We start from the raw sequence: 17,732 nt of genomic DNA, 5'->3' as shown, positions 1-17,732 counted from the left end.
CGTGGAGGACGACATGACCGTCTTCTCCGTCAACGATCTCAGGATTCGCTTCGGCGATATCCAGGCGGTGCGCGGCGTCTCATTCGGTGTCGAAGCCGGTAAAACGCTGGCTATCGTCGGCGAATCCGGCTCCGGCAAGAGCGCCAGCGTTCTCGGGGCGACGGGTCTTTTGCCACAGTCGGCCACGGTGGAGGGCAGCGTCCTCCACCGTGGCCGGGAAATTCTGGGAGCTTCCCGCAAGGCGCTGCGCGCAATCCGCGGTGCTGAAATCGGCTTCGTTTTTCAGGACCCGCTCAGCAACCTTCATCCGCTGAAAACGATCGGCCAGCAGATCGGTGAAGCGATCACCGCCCATCGCCGGGTAGGTGGCCGGCAGCGCGAGGAGCAGGTGTTGGCACTGCTCGATGATGTCGGTATCGGGAACCCCACATCGCGGCTTAAGGACTACCCCCGGCATCTTTCCGGCGGCATGCGACAGCGGGTCATGATTGCCATGGCCATGGCGCTGACCCCTGCACTGATCATCGCCGACGAGCCGACGACGGCGCTGGATGTCACCGTTCAGGCCGCGATCCTCGATCTTCTCAAAAAACTGCAGGAGCGACATGGCACCGCGCTGATTTTCATCAGCCACGATCTTGCTGTCGTCTCCGATATCGCTGACGATGTTGTCGTCATGCGTGACGGCTATGTCGTGGAAAAGGCCCCGGCCACCGATATCTATCTTCGCCCGCAGCAGAGCTACACGCGCGAGCTTCTGGGGGCCGCGCGGCTTGGGCGACCACAACGGGCAGCAAGCATTTCGGCTGAGCCCCATCGCCCCGAACTCCTTTCCGTCAGCAATCTCGGCCGCTCCTTCGGCACGACACGGCCGGTGCTCGACAATGTCAGTTTTTCGATCGGCAAAGGCGAAATCCTCGGTCTGGTCGGTGAATCCGGATCGGGGAAATCCACGATCGGGCGCCTGATCGCCGGGCTCGATCGTCCTGATGCGGGCATGATTTCCTTTCAGGGGAAAATTTATGCCCAGCCGGGTCCAACCGGACTGCGGATCGCCCCGGATCTGCGCGCGGCCATTCAGGTCGTGTTCCAGGACCCCTATGCCAGCCTCAATCCGCGACGCCGGATCGAGGCCATCCTCGCTGATCCCTTCATCATTTATGGTGAAAGCGACAAGGCTGTCCTGCGGGAGCGGGTGCGCCACCTCGTGAACGATATGGAACTGCCGGCCGATATCCTGCAACGTTACCCTTCGGAACTGTCCGGCGGCCAAAGGCAACGTATCGCCATCGCCCGGGCGATAGCGCTCAAGCCGTCGCTGATCGTGGCGGACGAACCTGTATCCGCCCTCGACATCACCACACAAGCCAAGATCCTCGCGCTGCTTGGCCGGCTGCGCGACAGGCTGGGCGTCTCCTTCCTGTTCATCTCCCACGATCTCGGTGTGGTGAGCGAACTCTGCGACCGCGTCATCGTTCTCGAAAAGGGGCACATCGTCGAGTCCGGCCCGACAGGCCGCGTTTTCGATCGGCCGGAGCATGCCTATACGCGCCAGCTGATTGCCTCGATCCCCGGCCAGAGGCGTGCACCTTCCCTTTCCGGTATCAGGGAAGCAGCGCATGTCTGATCGCATCCATGTGGTAACGGCGGCAGAAGTGTTTCCTGCTCCGCCCTCCATGCTTTCGCTTGTTCTTGGCAACCTGTGGCGCGAAAAGGCGGTGCGGATTGGCGGCGCGCTGGTCGTGCTCGTCATCCTTGCCGCGCTGCTGGCGCCTGCCGTCGCATGGCTTCTCGGGCATGGCCCGACGGACCAGTTCCGCGACACGGCGATGGACGAGATGGGGTTGCCTATCGGACCGAGCCTCGCCTTTCCGCTCGGCGCTGATGGCAACGGACGGGACGTTTTCGTGCGGACCCTTTACGGCGCACGCATCTCGCTGCTCGTCGGCATCCCCGCCACAACGGTGGCCATGATCATCGGAACGGCCATCGGCCTCGTCAGCGGCTTCTTCGCCGGCAGGGTCGATCGCATCATTTCACAGGCGATCGACGTGGCGCTGTCTTTTCCCTTCGTGGTGACGGCGCTCAGCCTGCTTTCCCTCAATCGTGGTGGCACCGGCGAGCCGATCATTCCGCCTGTTCTCGTCGTCATTCTGATCATCGCGCTGTTTTCCTGGACGTATTTCGCGCGGCTGACGCGCGGTCTCGTTCTGGCGATGCGCACCAGCCCAATGGTGGAGGCCGCGCGCACGATTGGCGCATCACGCCGCCGGATCATCCTGCTTGAAATCCTGCCCAATATCCTGCCCGTCGTGTTCGTCTATTGGGCGGTGCAACTGCCGGCAAACATCATTGCCGAAGCGACCTTGTCGTTTCTCGGCGTAGGCATCCAGGCACCGATGCCCAGCTGGGGCAACATGATCGCCGAGGCGCAGCGCACCTCGCTCTATCAGGATCAGCCCTGGTTCCTGGCCGGGCCTGGACTTGCCCTCTTCCTCGCGGTTGCAGCCTTCAACACCCTGAGCGCCGGTCTGCGCAATGTGCTCGATCCCCATCACCGGACATAGACATGACCAAAAGACTGCTTTCCATCGTGCTGCGCGCAACATCGACACTACTGATCGTTCTGGTCCTGTCGTTCTTCATCACGCGGATCGCCTATCGCAATCCGGCCGCCATGCTGGCGCCGCGCAATGCTACCCAGCAGACCATCGACGCGGTTGCGCGGGCGTTGCGGCTCGACGAACCCTGGTATCTGCAGCTCTGGTACTACCTGTTTCGCGGTCCGGACATTCAGGGCGCGCCTATGGGACTGGCGCACTGGCCGCCCGCCCTTGGCTATTCGTTTCGCAAGCAGGCGCCGGTAACGGATCTGATCCTTGCCAAGGCTCCGGTTACGCTCTCTCTGGCGCTCGGCGCGGTTGTCATCTGGATGAGTATCGCGATCGTCAGCGGCGTCGTCGCTGCGCGCTGGCAAGGCAAGTTCATAGATCATGCACTCGCATTTTTCGCCTATGTCGGGCTTTCCATTCCGACATTTCTCAGCGGCATCCTCATTTCCTTCTTTCTGTTCTTCCAGCTATCGACCATCGGCATTCACTGGTTTCCGAGCAGTGGCTATGTGCCCCTTGTCGAAGACCCGTTCGAATGGGCGCGTCATCTGGCGCTGCCGTGGCTGACGCTGGCCATCGCCGAAATCGGGATTTTCCAGCGCGTGGTGCGCGCCAGCATGCTCGACGTGCTCGGCCAGGACTATATCCGCACAGCCCGCGCCAAGGGCGTCTCGGAAAACCGGGTCTATTTCGATCATGCATTGAAGGCGGCGCTCAACCCCATCCTGACGCTGGGCGGTCTCGAACTGGCGGTAATCATGGGCGGCGCGATCGTCACGGAAACCGTCTTCGGGCTGGACGGTGTTGGGCGCATGGCAATCGCCGCCGCTCTGGATGGTGATTTTCCGGTGGTGATCGGCACGACGATCTTTGCCGCGGCCGCTTTCGTGCTGTGTACGTTGACCGTGGATCTGCTCGCGGAATGGCGCGATCCCGTTGCGGCTGGCTGAAGCGAAATTGCCTGTTCTCACACGAGCGGTGTTTCTGTTACCGCTCACGATTTGGCAGGGGAGGTGGATAGCCACACGCCGGTCGCGATCATGATCGCGCCTCCCGCCGCGATCCATGTCATGCCGCAAATCGGCCTGCTGACGCTGTCGATGGTGACACTGGCAATCATCTGGGCTGCGACCACGAGGCTTGCCGTCCGGCTTGCGCCCAACTTGGGAACCACATGGCTGTTCAGCGCGACGAAGATCACGCCCAGCATGCCCCCAAGCCACGCGCTCGCCGGTACATCCGGCCCCACCGCGATATCGTCGCGGTAGACCAGTCCGATCAGGAGCGAGAGGAAGGCAAAGCCGATGGCGTGCACCCAAAGGGCCGTTCGGATGGCTCCGATCTTCTTTCCAAGATGCCCGTTGATCGCGCGGCCTGTTCCGATCAGGACACCGTTCAGCAAGGCAAGACAGACGAACCACAGCATCGCTCAGCTCCGCGCCAGGATGATAGCTATGCTTCCGGACACGACCAGGAAGATGCCGCATAGTTCCCGCAGTCCAAGGCGCTTGCGTGTCAAAGCAAAAAAGCCGAACGTATCGGCCACAATGCCGAAGGCCATCTGCCCGATCAGCATGAGCGCCAGGGTGCCGGCGAGCCCAAGAGCGCTGTTGACCGTGACAGCCGCAAGCAGCACGGTCAAGGCACCCGGTATGCCCCCCAGATATGACCAGAGCGGCCATCGTCCTTGTGGACGTGGGCTGGCCGGTGCCGCTTCTGTCCGGAAAGACAAAAGCCCGACAAGGGCGAGGCTGGCCATGGCCCCCACGCCATGCGCGGTCCATGATGCAAAAAGCGGAGAACTGTGCCTTGCAAGAAGACTGTTCCAGTCGGTCATAACAGCAAGAACAATACCGGCCGACAGCGCCATGATCGCATCCCGGCTTCCCCATTTACGCATCTTTGGCCCTCGAACGGCCGGCCCGGTGCAAGTCCAACGGATACGGATGGCGCGGTCTTCGCCGCTGATGATTTCGGGCGGCTGATAAATTGAAGAACTGGATCATCATGCAATGATGGTTTTTTCGGATACCAGCGAAAGGTGCTGGTTTTCCGGTCTGTGCGGACTAATCTGTCCGCAACAGAGGCGGATCCATGGAAAACTTCAGCGGGCTTAAAGTCTTCGTTCGCGCGGCTGAAACGCGCAGCTTCGTGGAAGCCGGGCGGCAAATCGGCCTTTCGGCATCGGCGATCGGCAAGGCTGTCGCCCGCCTCGAAGAACGATTGGGCGTTCGGCTTTTTCACCGCAATACCCATAGCATAAACCTGACGCCCGAAGGCGCGATCTTCCTCGAACGATGCCGGCGCATTCTTGCGGAAATGGAACTCGCGGCACAGGAAATGTCACAGGCCAGCATGGTTGTGCGCGGTACGATGCGCGTCAGCTTGCCAACATGGGCGATGATATTCATGCCCATCTTTGGTCGCTTCATGCAGGTTTACCCCGAGGCACGGTTGGAGCTCGATCTGACCGACCGATTGGTCGACGTGATCGACGAAGGCTACGACCTGGTGATCCGCACAGGGGATGTGCGCGACTCCCGCCTGATGAGCCGTACAATCGGGCGGTTCCGGCATGCGCTCGTCGCGTCACCCGCGTATCTCGCTGCTCATGGTATCCCACAGTCTCCCGACGATCTGCTTGGTCACCTGTGCCTGCATCGCCGGCATCCGGAGACGGGCAGGATCGACACATGGCCCCTTTCTTGGGATGGCGTGGACATTGAGCTCGATCTGCCGGTCACCGCCGTCGTCAACACGGTGGAAGCCAGAATAGAGTTGGCGCAGCAAGGTGCGGGCATCGCCTGCGTTCCTTCTGTTTCCGTCGAAACGCATGTCGGTGATGGCCGGCTGGTATCTCTGCTGCAGGATGGGGTGAGGGAAGCGGGTGTTCTTCGTCTTCTCTGGCCGGCGAGCAGCAATCCGTCACGCAATATCAGGACTTTGGTGGATTTCATCGCTCGATCAACTGCGACGCGACATCCCTAGACTTGTATGGCGGCCCTCATCTGCAACGAACGCCATGTGTGGTCCGAGTCGGCGGTGTGAAAATTCTAAACGGCAGGATCATGGAGATCGAATTGAATGGCAATAATGAGCGTAAATCATCATGAAGAATACCGAGCAATTTTCCAGCTCCATCATCGGGGTTGGCCTTACCCCTATGGCAATCGCGATATTCTTTGCAAAGCGCTTCGAAATAGTCGGAAGACCCGTTCGGGATGAAGGTCCTGTACCGTCTCAAACGACCTGTGATATTTCTATCTCAAAAGGTTGTATTGCACTCTGTAGTACAGAGGATGGAAGAAAATCGACTGGCGGACAGAACGAAAGGCGCCTATACATCAATTTTAAGAGGAAGCTTATAAACGCCCCTCGGGCGTTCGATTGCTGGGGGGCATATTTTGAAGCGCAATATCTTTTGTACCGCGATCGCTACGGTATTGATGCTTGGTCTTCGGCCTGCTGTTGCCGGTGACATGTTTGCCCCGTCAGCGACTGCCCCCATCTGGTCGGGTTGCTATGTCGGTGCCAATACCGGTTATGGCCGTGTGAATGCGGATGCCATCGATTCGCCCTTCCGTGAAGGCCCCTTCGCCGGACCGAGCAATGTGTGGAACCAACTCAACGAAACGATTGGTATGGACGGCAACGGACTAACCGGCGGTGTCGAGGCCGGTTGCGATCGTCAGTTCGATATCGGTGGTAATGCCTTCGTGCTTGGCGGCGTCATTGATTTCTCGCTGATGAACTTCGGGGAGACCGGCACCTCGGCGAGTGCGGCCGATACCCATACGAGCTTCGATTTGGATTGGGCCGCGAGCGCGCGTCTGCGCGCCGGCGTTGCCGCATCCGATATGCTTTTCTACGTCACAGGCGGTGTGGCATTCGCCGATATCAATGTTCGCGCCTATGATCGAAGCGCATTGCCGCCAACGCCGGGTGTCATGGACGTTTCGGGTGGCGGCACGGAAACGGGCTGGGTCGCAGGCGGAGGTGTCGAATGGCGCTTCAAGCCGAACTGGTCGGTCGGTCTCGAATATCTTCATTATGATTTTGGCACTGTGACTGCTACGGGCGCGGCCATCGACCCGGTGGGGGCTTTCCCGCGTTACGAGAATGACATCAATGCCGATGTCATTCGTATCGGGTTGAAATGGCGAATGTAATGGCGTTCGATGCTGCCGATGCTGCTGGTTGCCGCATCGACATCGAATTCTTCCGGCCTCCTTGGGCAGGGCGCCTTCATTGTGAATGATAAATATGGATGCAGGCAGCAAGCAGGCGAAGGTGTCATCTGCGTGTTGTGGTCTGCCCGGGGGAGCGTCCCGGCTTAGCAATTTCTGCACACTAAATTTCCAAACCCGGCAGGCCCGTTCTGGCGTGGTGACCATACAGCAGCGCAGCAAAACAACGACACGGCCTCGGTCCGTTCGAAACGTGACCCATACGGCTGAATGAGCTAGGGGGGGATGACGCATGTTCAATTTCACCAATCCGGACAATGAAACCGACGGCGGCGCGCTGGAACTCGACGGTGCGTCGTTCATCACATCAACGGATGTTGGCGGTACGACTTATGTCTTCGTCGCAGGCGCTGCCGATAACGGGATCAGCGTATTCGCGCTGGGCCTTGATGGCTCGCTGACCAACGTCTCCAATGTCACGGACAACGGCAGCCTGAACCTGACCGGAGTGAGCGGCCTGTCGACGATCACGTCGAACGGCAATACCTATCTGATCGCTGCGGGAGCGGGCGACAATGGGCTGAGCGTATTCCGGGTCAGCACCGGTGGCGCCCTGACCAGCGTCGACAACGTCGCCGATGGTGGCGCCTTGAACCTCGGCGGCGTGTCGCGCGTGACGTCGGCAACGGTCGGCGGCAATGCCTATGTGTTCGCAGCCGGCACCAATGACGACGGCATCAGCGTCTTTCGCGTCGCGGGCGACGGCGCGCTGACCGCGGTTGCCAATCTCGCGGACAATGCCACGTTCGAGCTGGACGGCGTCAAAGGGCTGACCACTGCCGTGATCGGTGGCAACACGTTCTTGTTCGCGGCCGGCGGGGTTGACGACGGCCTCAGCGTTTTTCAGGTCGCAGCCAATGGTACCCTGACCCACACGAGTTCGGTCACGGACAACGGCACGCTCAAGCTTGACGGGGCGTCCGACGTGACCACCGCGGTGGTCGGCGGCGTTACTTATGTGTTCGCCACCGGCACGGCTGACAATGGCGTCAGCGTCTTTTCGGTCAATTCCTCCGGCATCCTGACCAATGTCGCCAATGTCTCCGATACTGCCAGCCTGCGTCTGGCCGGCGCCACGGGCCTGTCCACTTTTGTCATGGGCTCGACCACGTATCTGACGGTCGGTGGCTCGGAAAATGGCGTCAGCATATTCAGGGTTGATTCCGGCGGCACGCTGACTTTCATGGACAATATTGACGACGGTGGCTCCAGGGAGCTGGCGGGCACGACGCAAGTGCATACCGTAACCGTCGGCGGTACAAGCTATGTCATCGGCGCAGGTTCTAGCGATGACGGGGTCAGCGTCCTCGGCGTGAAGCCGACCGGTCAATTGTGGTTCATGACAGAGGGCGGCGACGCTGATACCCGGCTGGTTCACATCAACAACGACGGTTCCGCGCTGACCACAGCCGTCGATAATGGAGCAGTGGGGGTCGGCGATGACAAATTCGTCAGTTCGTTCACGGCCGACGTCGGTCTGGACACGGCCGCCGGCTTTTATTTCGGTGTTCTGAACGGTGGCCCTTCAGGGGATCACGCGTATCTCGTGCGCGGCGTCATCGGTAGCAGCGCAACCCCCACGACGGTTATCGATTTCCCTGATGACATCATCGTCAACTCGATACAGGTCGATGCAATCAACCACAGAATCTATGCCGGCTATATGGATGGTCAGACTGCGGTTCCTGCTGGCATCCGCGTCTATGACTACAATCCGCTGACAGGTACGCTGACAGATCAAGGTTTCCTGGTGACGGCCGCCACCGATTCCCGTGGTCAAGAAGGTGGATATGACATTCTCGACCCGCGCGACTTCGCATTGGATTCCTCCATCGGCCGGCTTTTCTACACCGAGACTCTGACGGGCGGTGTCAATGCAACCGGCCTGTTCCGCCTGGACCTGAGCAATCCGAACGCTACCACCCAGCTTGTCAGCCAGGCCCAATTTCCCGACGACGGCAGCAACGGCTACATCATCGACGTTGAGGTGGATCAAACGACCGACCTCGTCTATTTCTCCACCGAGTCGCAATATCCATCGCCTGACGCTGGCTACAACGCGGCGCAGAATGCCATTTGGTACATCAGCGAAAATGCGACGAACGGCACGGCCGTGAAGGTATCGCTGGTCGGCTTGCCCGGTGGGAATCTTTTCTACCCGGGCGACATGACATTCGACCAAGGCACGCGCCAGCTCTACGTCGAATCCGAAGAAAGCGGCAGTATTGACAGCGACGATGTCATCTACGTCTTTCAGCTTGACGGCGCCGGCACAACCGCGACCCTCATCAATACGATCAATCCGGGTCTCACGAACAGCGGCGCCAATATTCAGGGCATGACCTTCTCGCAGATTGCGGAATTGAACGCTCTCAACGGCACGGCAGCCGTGGTGGTGGAACAGCAGGCTGCTGCAACGACGCTCTTAGCCGGGGCGCCTGTGATCACCGATTTCGACGGAAACCATCTGGCCGGAGCGACGGTGCAGATCACCGGCGGCAAGTTCTCGTCGAACGAGACAAGCAACAGTGACGATCACCTCGGTTACGGCGCTGCCAAACAGATTTCCGGATTGATCAGCGGCACCAACATCACGGTCAGCTGGAACGCTGCGACCGAAAGTCTGACACTCTCTGGCTACGACACGATCGCCAACTACCGGGCAGTCCTCGGTGCGATCACCTACTGGGGCACCGGCGACAACCCGACCAACTACGGGCTCAACACCAACCGCACGATCACCTGGACGGTCAACGACGGCACGCCCGACATTCCGGCCGGTGCCGTCAACAGCGGCACGACAACGATCACGATCGCGGCGGTTAACGACGCGCCGGTCAACGGTACGGTGACCAGCGCGAGCGGCATTGAGGATGCTGCCAGCATTGCCGTCACCGGCCTGCAGATCAGTGACGCTGACGCCAATCCAGCGATCACGGATATCACCGTTACCCTGTCGGTGACCAAGGGTGTGCTGACGCTCTTGACCAACGTTTCCGGTGGCCTGATCAGCGGCGGCATCTCGGGCAACGGTACGGCCACGGTGACGCTGACCGGCACCCTCAACGAGATCAACGCGACTCTGGCAGCGTCCAACGGGCTTCTTTTTACCGGCAATGCCAATACCAACGGTACCGATAGCCTGACGGTGGTGACCAATGATGGCGGGAATGCCGGCTCAGGCGGTGCCCAAAGCGATACCGACATCTATACCATTACCATCAACGCGGTTAACGACGCGCCTGTCGTTGTCGGCGACGGCACGGAAACCCTCGCTGCCACCAACGAGGACATCGCCAATGCAGCCCTGACCAACACGGTCTCGGCACTGTTCTCCGGCCAATATGGCGACAGCGCCGACCAGGTGTCGGGCGGTTCGTCGGCGAACGCCTTCGCAGGTGTCGCCGTCATCGCCAACGGCTCCTCTGCCAGCACGGGCCAGTGGCAATATTATAATGGCGCAGGCTGGGTCACGATCGGCGCTGCCTCGACTGCGGCGTCGGTGCTGATCGCAGCCAGTGCACCGCTGCGCTTCCTGCCTGCCGCTGACTACAATGGCACGGCACCAACCCTGACGGTCAAGCTGGTTGATGCCTCGGGCGGAGCCTTGACCAACGGATCCATCGTCAACGTCACCACCAGCGGAGGTTCGACACCCTACAGTATCGGTACCGTGGTGCTCGACCATATGGTCACCGCGATCAACGATGCGCCTGTCACCGCGGGCGGCGCGGCCGTTACCCTGACGACCATCGTCGAGGATTCCGCACCGGGCGCCGGACAGACGATCTCGTCGTTGTTTGCCAGCCATTTCTCCGACGCCAAGGACCAGGTTTCCGGTGGCTCGTCCGCCAATGCCCTGACCGGCGTGGCCGTGACCACCAACGCTGCGACTGCCGGTCAAGGCGTCTACCAGTATTTCTCGGGCGGTTCGTGGCATGATCTGCCAGCCGTATCGACCTCCAGCGCCTTTATCCTCGACACAAGCACCTTGCTGCGGTTCGTGGCCGCCGCCGACTATTCCGGCTCCCCGCCCGGCCTGATTGTCCATATGATTGAAGATTCGTCAGGTGCGGTGACCACCGGTACGACAGCGGATCTGTCCACCACCGGCGGCTCGACGCAGTATGGCACGGCGATGACTCTGGGTATCACGGTCATCTCCGTTAACGACGCGCCGGTGGTGTCCGGCACGGCCGCGCTGACGGCAGTCAACGAAGACACCGCCGCACCGGGCGGCCAGACCGTCTCGGCCCTGTTCGGTTCACATTTCAGCGATGCTGATGGCGACAGCCTGGCGGGGGTGGCTATTACCGGCAATGCCGTCAGCTCCCAAGGGGTGTGGCAGTATTTCAACGGCGCCTGGACCACGATCGGGGTGCCCAATGAGAGTGCTGCGCTTGTACTGGCGGCCGGCACGCTGGTTCGCTTCCTGCCCGCTGCCAACTTCAACGGCACGGTTCCTGCCCTGACAGCTTATTTGATCGACAGTTCCGGCGGTGCCGTGACGACTGGCACTTTGCTCGATGTCAGCGTCAATGGCGGCCAGACCCGCTTCAGCGATACCAGTACGACGCTGAGCACCAGCGTCACGGCTGTCAATGACACTCCCGTCGTCCCGGCCTTGGCCACGACGGTCGGCGCTACGGAACAGACGGCGGCAACCTTGCTGGGCTCAGTGACGGTATCGGACGTTGACCTCGACGCCCGCAATGCCGGCGCCGGTGACTACAGCGGCGCCAGCTTTAGCGTTCAGCGTGCCTCGGCCAACAGCGTGGACACCTTCACCCTTGCCTCGGGTGGAGCGTTCACGGTTAGTGGCGGCAATCTGCAGGTGGGAGGGCTGACTTTCGCCACCTTCAGCAGCTCGGGCGGCGTCTTGACCATCAATTTCACCAGCTCCGCCGCCACCGCGACGAAGGCGCTGGTCAATGATGTCATCAACCACATCACCTATACAAATGTCAGCGATGCGCCGTCCTCAAGCGTGACGCTGAATTATGCGCTGAACGATGGTTCGCCCGGCAGCGGCCAGGGCACGGGCGGAAGCGCCACCGCAGGGGGCTCGGTGACAGTCAATATCACCGCCGTCAACGATTCGCATACCGGCGGCGCGTCAATCACCGGCACGGCGACTGAGGATCAGGTGCTCACTGCCGTCTCGACCCTAGTGGACTCCGACGGTATCGGCACGCTGCATTACCAGTGGCAGCGTGACGTCGGCGGCGGCTATGTCAATGTTGGCGCTGACCAGGCAACCTACACGCTCGGCGATGGCGACATCGGTGGCGTGGTGCGCGTGGTCATCTACTACACGGATGCTGGCGGCACTGTGGAATCGGCAACGAGTACGGCCAGTGACATGGTTGCGGCCTTCAACGATGCCCCGACCGGTGGTGCGTCGATCACCGGCACTGCGACCGAGGACCAGATACTGACCGCCGACACCGCGACCTTGGCCGATTCGGACGGCTTGGGCACATTGCACTATGACTGGCAGCGCGACACCGGTTCGGGTTATGTCAGCATCGGTGCTGCCGATCAGGCGACGTATACTTTGGGCGATGCCGATGTCGGCGGTGTGGTCCGTGTGGTGGTCAGCTATACCGACGGTCAGGGTTTTGCCAACAGTGTAACCAGCGCCGGTACAGCCGCGATCGCCAACATCAACGACCCGCATACCGGTGGAGTGTCGGTCACCGGCACGGCATCCGAGGATCAGATTCTGACCGCCAACACCGCCACCCTGGCGGATGCCGATGGTCTGGGCACGCTCCACTACCAGTGGCAGCGCGACACCGGTTCAGGCTACGTCAATGTTGGCACCGACCAGGCGACGTATACTTTGGGCGACGCTGACGTCGGCGGCGTGGTCCGTGTGGTGGTCAGCTACACCGACCAGCAAGGCTCGGCCGAGGCAGCGACCAGCGCGGGCACGGCAGCGATCGCTGCGGTCAATGATCCGCATACCGGCGGCGTGTCAATCAACGGCACAGCGACCGAAAATCAGGTGCTGACCGCCGTTTCGACCCTGGCGGACGCCGACGGCCTGGGCACGTTGCACTACCAGTGGCAGCGCAACACCGGTTCGGGTTACGTGAATGTCGGCGCCGACCAGTCGACCTACACGCTTGGCGACGCCGATGTCGGCGGTCAGGTCCGTGTGGTGGTCAGCTATACCGACGGCCAGGGTTTCTCCGAGACTAGCACCAGCACCGGCACCACAGCGATCGCCGCCGTCAATGATCCGCATACCGGCGGCGTGTCAATCACCGGCACAGCGACCGAAAATCAGGTGCTGACCGCCGTCTCGACCCTGGCGGACGTCGATGGCTTGGGGACATTACATTATCAGTGGCAGCGCAATACCGGTAGCGGCTATGTCAATGTCGGCACCGACCAGGCGACGTATACTTTGGGTGATGCTGATGTCGGCGGTCTCGTCCGTGTGGTTGTCAGCTATATTGACGGCCAGGGTTTCACCGAGACCAGCACCAGTGTTGGTACAACCTCCATCGCTAACATCAACGACGTGCCGACAGGCGGGGTGTCGATCGCCGGTACGGCGACCGAGAACCAGATTCTGACCGCCAACACCGCCGCCCTGGCGGATGCCGACGGTCTGGGCACGCTGCACTACCAATGGCAGCGCAATACCGGTAGCGGCTATGTCAATGTCGGCACGGATCAGGCGACCTATGCTTTGGGCGACGCCGATGTCGGCGGCCTGGTCCGTGTGGTGGTCAGCTACACCGATCAGCAAGGCACGGCAGAGTCCGTGACCAGCGCCGGCACGGCCAGCATCGCCGCCGTCAATGATCCGCATACCGGTGGTGTGTCGATCACCGGCACCGCGACGGAGGATCAGGTGCTCACCGCCGTTTCGACCCTGGCGGACGTCGATGGCTTGGGGACATTACATTATCAGTGGCAGCGCAATACCGGCAGCGGCTATGTCAATGTCGGCGCCGACCAGGCGACCTATGCTTTGGGCGACGCCGATGTCGGCGGCCTGGTCCGTGTGGTTGTCAGCTATATTGACGGCCAGGGTTTCACGGAGACCAGCACCAGCGCCGGCACCGCCACGATCGCCGCCGTCAACGACCCGCATACAGGCGGTGCGTCGATCACGGGCACGGCGACGGAGGATCAGGTGCTCACCGCCGTTTCGACCCTGGCGGATGCCGACGGCCTGGGCACGCTGCACTATCAGTGGCAGCGCAACACCGGTAGTGGCTATGTCAATGTCGGCACGGATCAGGCGACCTATACTTTGGGAGACACCGATGTCGGCGGTACGGTCCGTGTGGTTGTCAGCTATATTGACGGCCAGGGTTTCACGGAGACCAGCACCAGCGCCGGCACCGCCACGATCGCCAACGTCAACGATGTGCCGACAGGCGGCGTGTCGATCGCCGGTACGGCGACCGAGAACCAGATTCTGACCGCCAACACCGCCGCCCTGGCAGACGCCGACGGCCTGGGCACGCTGCACTATCAGTGGCAGCGCAATACCGGCAGCGGCTATGTCAATGTCGGCGCCGACCAGGCGACCTACACGCTTGGAAACGCCGATGTCGGCGGCACGATCCGCGTGGTCACCAGCTACACCGACCAGCATGGCACGGCCGAGGCCGTGACCAGCGCCGGCACGGCCTCCATCGCTGCTGTCAACGATCCGCATACAGGCGGTGCGTCGATTGCTGGGACCGCGACGGAGGATCAGGTGCTCAACGCCGTCTCGACCTTGGCGGACGTCGATGGCTTGGGGACATTACACTATCAGTGGCAGCGCAATACCGGTAGCGGCTATGTCAATGTCGGCACGGACCAGGCGACCTATGCTTTGGGCGACGCCGATGTCGGCGGGACTGTCCGTGTGGTTCTCAGCTACACCGATGGCCAGGGCTTTGCCGAGAGTGCCACCAGCGCGCCCACCACCGCAGTGATCAATGTCAACGATGTACCGACCGGTGGCGTATCGATCACTGGCGCGGCGATCGAAGACCAGGTTTTGACCGCCAACACCGCCGCGCTGGCTGACTCCGACGGCCTGGGCACGCTGCACTATCAGTGGCAGCGCAATACCGGTAGCGGCTATGTCAATGTCGGCACGGATCAGGCGACCTACACTTTGGGCGACGCTGACGTCGGCGGCACAATCCGCGTGGTCACCAGCTACACCGACCAGCATGGCACGGCCGAGGCCGTGACCAGCGCCGGCACTGTCACCATCACCGCCGTCAACGATCCACATACCGGTGGTGCGTCGATCACCGGCACGGCAACCGAGGACCGGGTGCTGACCGCCAACACCGCCACCCTGGCGGATGCCGACGGCCTGGGCACATTGCATTATCAGTGGCAACGCAACACCGGTAGCGGCTATGTCAATGTCGGCACCGACCAGGCGATCTATACTTTGGGCGACGCCGACGTTGGCGGCCTGGTTCGTGTGGTGGTCAGCTATACCGACGGCCGGGGCTTTGCTGAAAGTGCCACCAGCGCGCCCACCGCCGCCGTGGTCAATGTCAACGATGCGCCGAGCGGCACGAACAAGACGATCAGCACGCTTGAGGACACGCCGCGTGCACTGACGGCGGCGGACTTCGGCTTCAGCGATAGCGACGGCAATGCATTTGCCCGGGTGAAGATCACGACGCTGCCCGGCGCCGGGACGCTGAGCAACAATGGCGTTGCGGTAACGGCAGGCCAGTTCGTGTCGATCGCCGATATCACAGCGGGCAAGTTGACGTTCACACCGGCCGGCAATGCCAATGGCAGCGGCTATGCCCACTTCACTTTCCAGGTGGCGGACAACGGCGGCACGGCCAATGGCGGCATCAATCTCGATCCGACTGCGAACACGTTGACCATCAACGTCACACCGGTCAACGATGCACCGAGCGGTACCAGCAAGACGATCAGCACGCTTGAGGACACGCCGCGTGCACTGACGGCCGCGGACTTTGGCTTCAGCGATAGCGACGGCAATGCATTTGCCCGGGTGAAGATCACGACGCTGCCCGGCGCCGGGACGCTGAGCAACAATGGCGTTGCGGTAACGGCAGGCCAGTTCGTGTCGATCGCCGATATCACAGCGGGCAAGCTGACGTTCACACCGGCCGGCAATGCCAATGGCAGCGGCTATGCCCACTTCACTTTCCAGGTGGCGGACAACGGCGGCACGGCCAATGGCGGCATCAATCTCGATCCGACTGCGAACACGTTGACCATCAACGTCACACCGGTCAATGATGCGCCGAGCGGCACGAACAAGACGATCAGCACGCTTGAGGACACGCCGCGTGCACTGACGGCGGCGGACTTCGGCTTCAGCGATAGTGACGGCAATGCATTTGCCCGGGTGAAGATCACGACGCTGCCCGGCGCCGGGACGCTGAGCAACAACGGCGTCGCGGTAACGGCAGGCCAGTTCGTGTCGATCGCCGATATCACAGCGGGCAAGCTGACGTTCACACCGGCCGGCAATGCCAATGGCAGCGGCTATGCCCGCTTCACCTTCCAGGTGGCGGACAATGGCGGCACGGCCAATGGCGGCATCAATCTCGATCCGACTGCGAACACGCTGACGATCAACGTCACACCGGTCAATGATGCGCCGAGCGGCACGAACAAGACGATCAGCACGCTTGAGGATACGCCGCGTGCATTGACGGCGGCGGACTTTGGTTTCAGCGATGTCGACGGCAATGCATTTGCCCGGGTGAAGATCACGACGCTGCCCGGCGCCGGGACGCTGAGCAACAACGGCGTCGCGGTAACGGCAGGCCAGTTCGTGTCGATCGCCGATATCACAGCGGGCAAGCTGACGTTCACACCGGCCGGCAATGCCAATGGCAGCGGCTATGCCCACTTCACCTTCCAGGTGGCGGACAACGGCGGCACGGCCAATGGCGGCATCAATCTCGATCCGACTGCGAACACGCTGACGATCAACGTCACACCGGTCAACGATGCACCGGCCCTCGACGTGACACAGACGCTGGCGGTGATCGCCGAGAATGCTTCGATGGTGTCGGCGCGCAAGGTCGCGGATCTCACGATCATCGATGCAGATGGCGGCAACAATGTGTTGTCGCTCGTGGGCACGGATGCGAAGCTGTTCGAAATCAAGAATGGCGCGTTGTGGCTGAAAGCCGGCGTGGCGCTCGACTTCGAAACCAACCCTGTTCTCGACGTCATCATTCGTCTTGACGATCCGACAATCGGCACGAGCTATGAAGTCTCTAAGGTGCTCAAGATCACGGTTAGCGACGTGCAGGAGATTGTGACCGGCACCTCCGGCAACGACATCCTGACCGGCACGAGCGGCGACGATACTCTCGACGGCAAGGGCGGCAACGACATCATCAAGGGTGTGGCTGGTAACGACATCCTGATCGCTGGCACCGGCATTGACACGCTCTATGGCGGGGCCGGCAAGGACGTGTTCGTGTTCCAGACGGCACAGGACTCGGCCCCCGGCTTCTCCGGCCTCATCGGCAACGGCGCGCTGAACCCGCTTTCGGGTGCTGGACAGCGCGACATCATCGTTGATTTCCTGCGCGGCGAGGACCGGCTCGATCTGTCCACGATCGACGCCAATGTGAAGATCTCCGGCGATCAGGCCTTCGTCTGGAAGGGGGCGGGCAATTTTTCGGGCAATGCGGGCGAGTTGATCTATCGCACGTTCGACGCTACCGGTACGGCAAACGACAAGACGATCGTCTATGGCGATGTCGATCTTGATGGGCGCGCCGACTTTCAGATTGAGCTCACCGGTATCATCGATCTGGCGAAGGGTGACTTTATCCTTTAGTTCGTGAGCAGAGGTTGACAGAGATCTCCCGAGGCGTTCCGTCCCAGGAGA

At 61.4% G+C, this 17,732-nt stretch carries 8 protein-coding genes; 6 read left to right on the top strand and 2 right to left on the bottom strand.

Features of this window, described 5'->3' with window-relative positions:
* Nucleotides 1–13 precede the first annotated feature (13 nt).
* From ADU59_RS21325 to ADU59_RS21315, 3 genes are read left to right on the top strand one after another with little or no spacing between them, the layout of a single operon-like run.
* Nucleotides 14–1,627: a dipeptide ABC transporter ATP-binding protein gene (locus tag ADU59_RS21325; RefSeq protein ID WP_068956318.1), complete on the top strand. Its 1,614-nt coding sequence runs from the start codon at nt 14–16 to the stop codon at nt 1,625–1,627.
* Nucleotides 1,620–2,567, top strand: coding sequence for an ABC transporter permease (locus tag ADU59_RS21320; protein ID WP_068956316.1), 948 nt, complete (start codon nt 1,620–1,622; stop codon nt 2,565–2,567). The genes ADU59_RS21325 and ADU59_RS21320 overlap by 8 nt, the downstream gene beginning before the upstream one ends.
* Before the next feature lie 2 nt (nt 2,568–2,569).
* Nucleotides 2,570–3,562 carry an ABC transporter permease gene (locus ADU59_RS21315; protein ID WP_068956314.1) on the top strand — a complete coding sequence of 331 codons (993 nt, stop codon included), beginning with the start codon at nt 2,570–2,572 and terminating at the stop codon, nt 3,560–3,562.
* A gap of 44 nt (nt 3,563–3,606) precedes the next feature.
* Here the strand turns inward: ADU59_RS21315 and ADU59_RS21310 are convergent, their stop codons facing one another.
* Nucleotides 3,607–4,038: a DMT family transporter gene (locus tag ADU59_RS21310; protein ID WP_068956312.1), complete on the bottom strand. Its 432-nt coding sequence runs from the start codon at nt 4,036–4,038 to the stop codon at nt 3,607–3,609.
* Nucleotides 4,039–4,041: 3 nt separating this feature from the next.
* Nucleotides 4,042–4,482, bottom strand: coding sequence for a DMT family transporter (locus ADU59_RS21305; protein ID WP_244506478.1), 441 nt, complete (start codon nt 4,480–4,482; stop codon nt 4,042–4,044).
* Nucleotides 4,483–4,706: 224 nt separating this feature from the next.
* Between ADU59_RS21305 and ADU59_RS21300 the strand changes: the two genes are divergently transcribed.
* The 3 genes from ADU59_RS21300 (at nt 4,707) to ADU59_RS30720 (ending at nt 17,681) form a co-directional block, all read left to right on the top strand.
* Nucleotides 4,707–5,600 (top strand): LysR family transcriptional regulator, encoded by an 894-nt coding sequence (locus ADU59_RS21300; RefSeq protein WP_068956308.1) that lies wholly within the window; start codon nt 4,707–4,709, stop codon nt 5,598–5,600.
* A gap of 416 nt (nt 5,601–6,016) precedes the next feature.
* Nucleotides 6,017–6,781 (top strand): outer membrane protein, encoded by a 765-nt coding sequence (locus ADU59_RS21295; protein ID WP_139093200.1) that lies wholly within the window; start codon nt 6,017–6,019, stop codon nt 6,779–6,781.
* A gap of 310 nt (nt 6,782–7,091) precedes the next feature.
* Nucleotides 7,092–17,681 (top strand): cadherin-like domain-containing protein, encoded by a 10,590-nt coding sequence (locus ADU59_RS30720; protein WP_068956305.1) that lies wholly within the window; start codon nt 7,092–7,094, stop codon nt 17,679–17,681.
* Nucleotides 17,682–17,732: the final 51 nt, after the last annotated feature.

The sequence above is a fragment of the Pararhizobium polonicum genome (genome assembly GCF_001687365.1).
GTDB classification, from domain to species: Bacteria; Pseudomonadota; Alphaproteobacteria; order Rhizobiales; family Rhizobiaceae; genus Pararhizobium; species Pararhizobium polonicum.
Note: the sequence above shows the minus strand (reverse complement) of the source record. Positions and strands in the feature narration are given on the sequence as shown.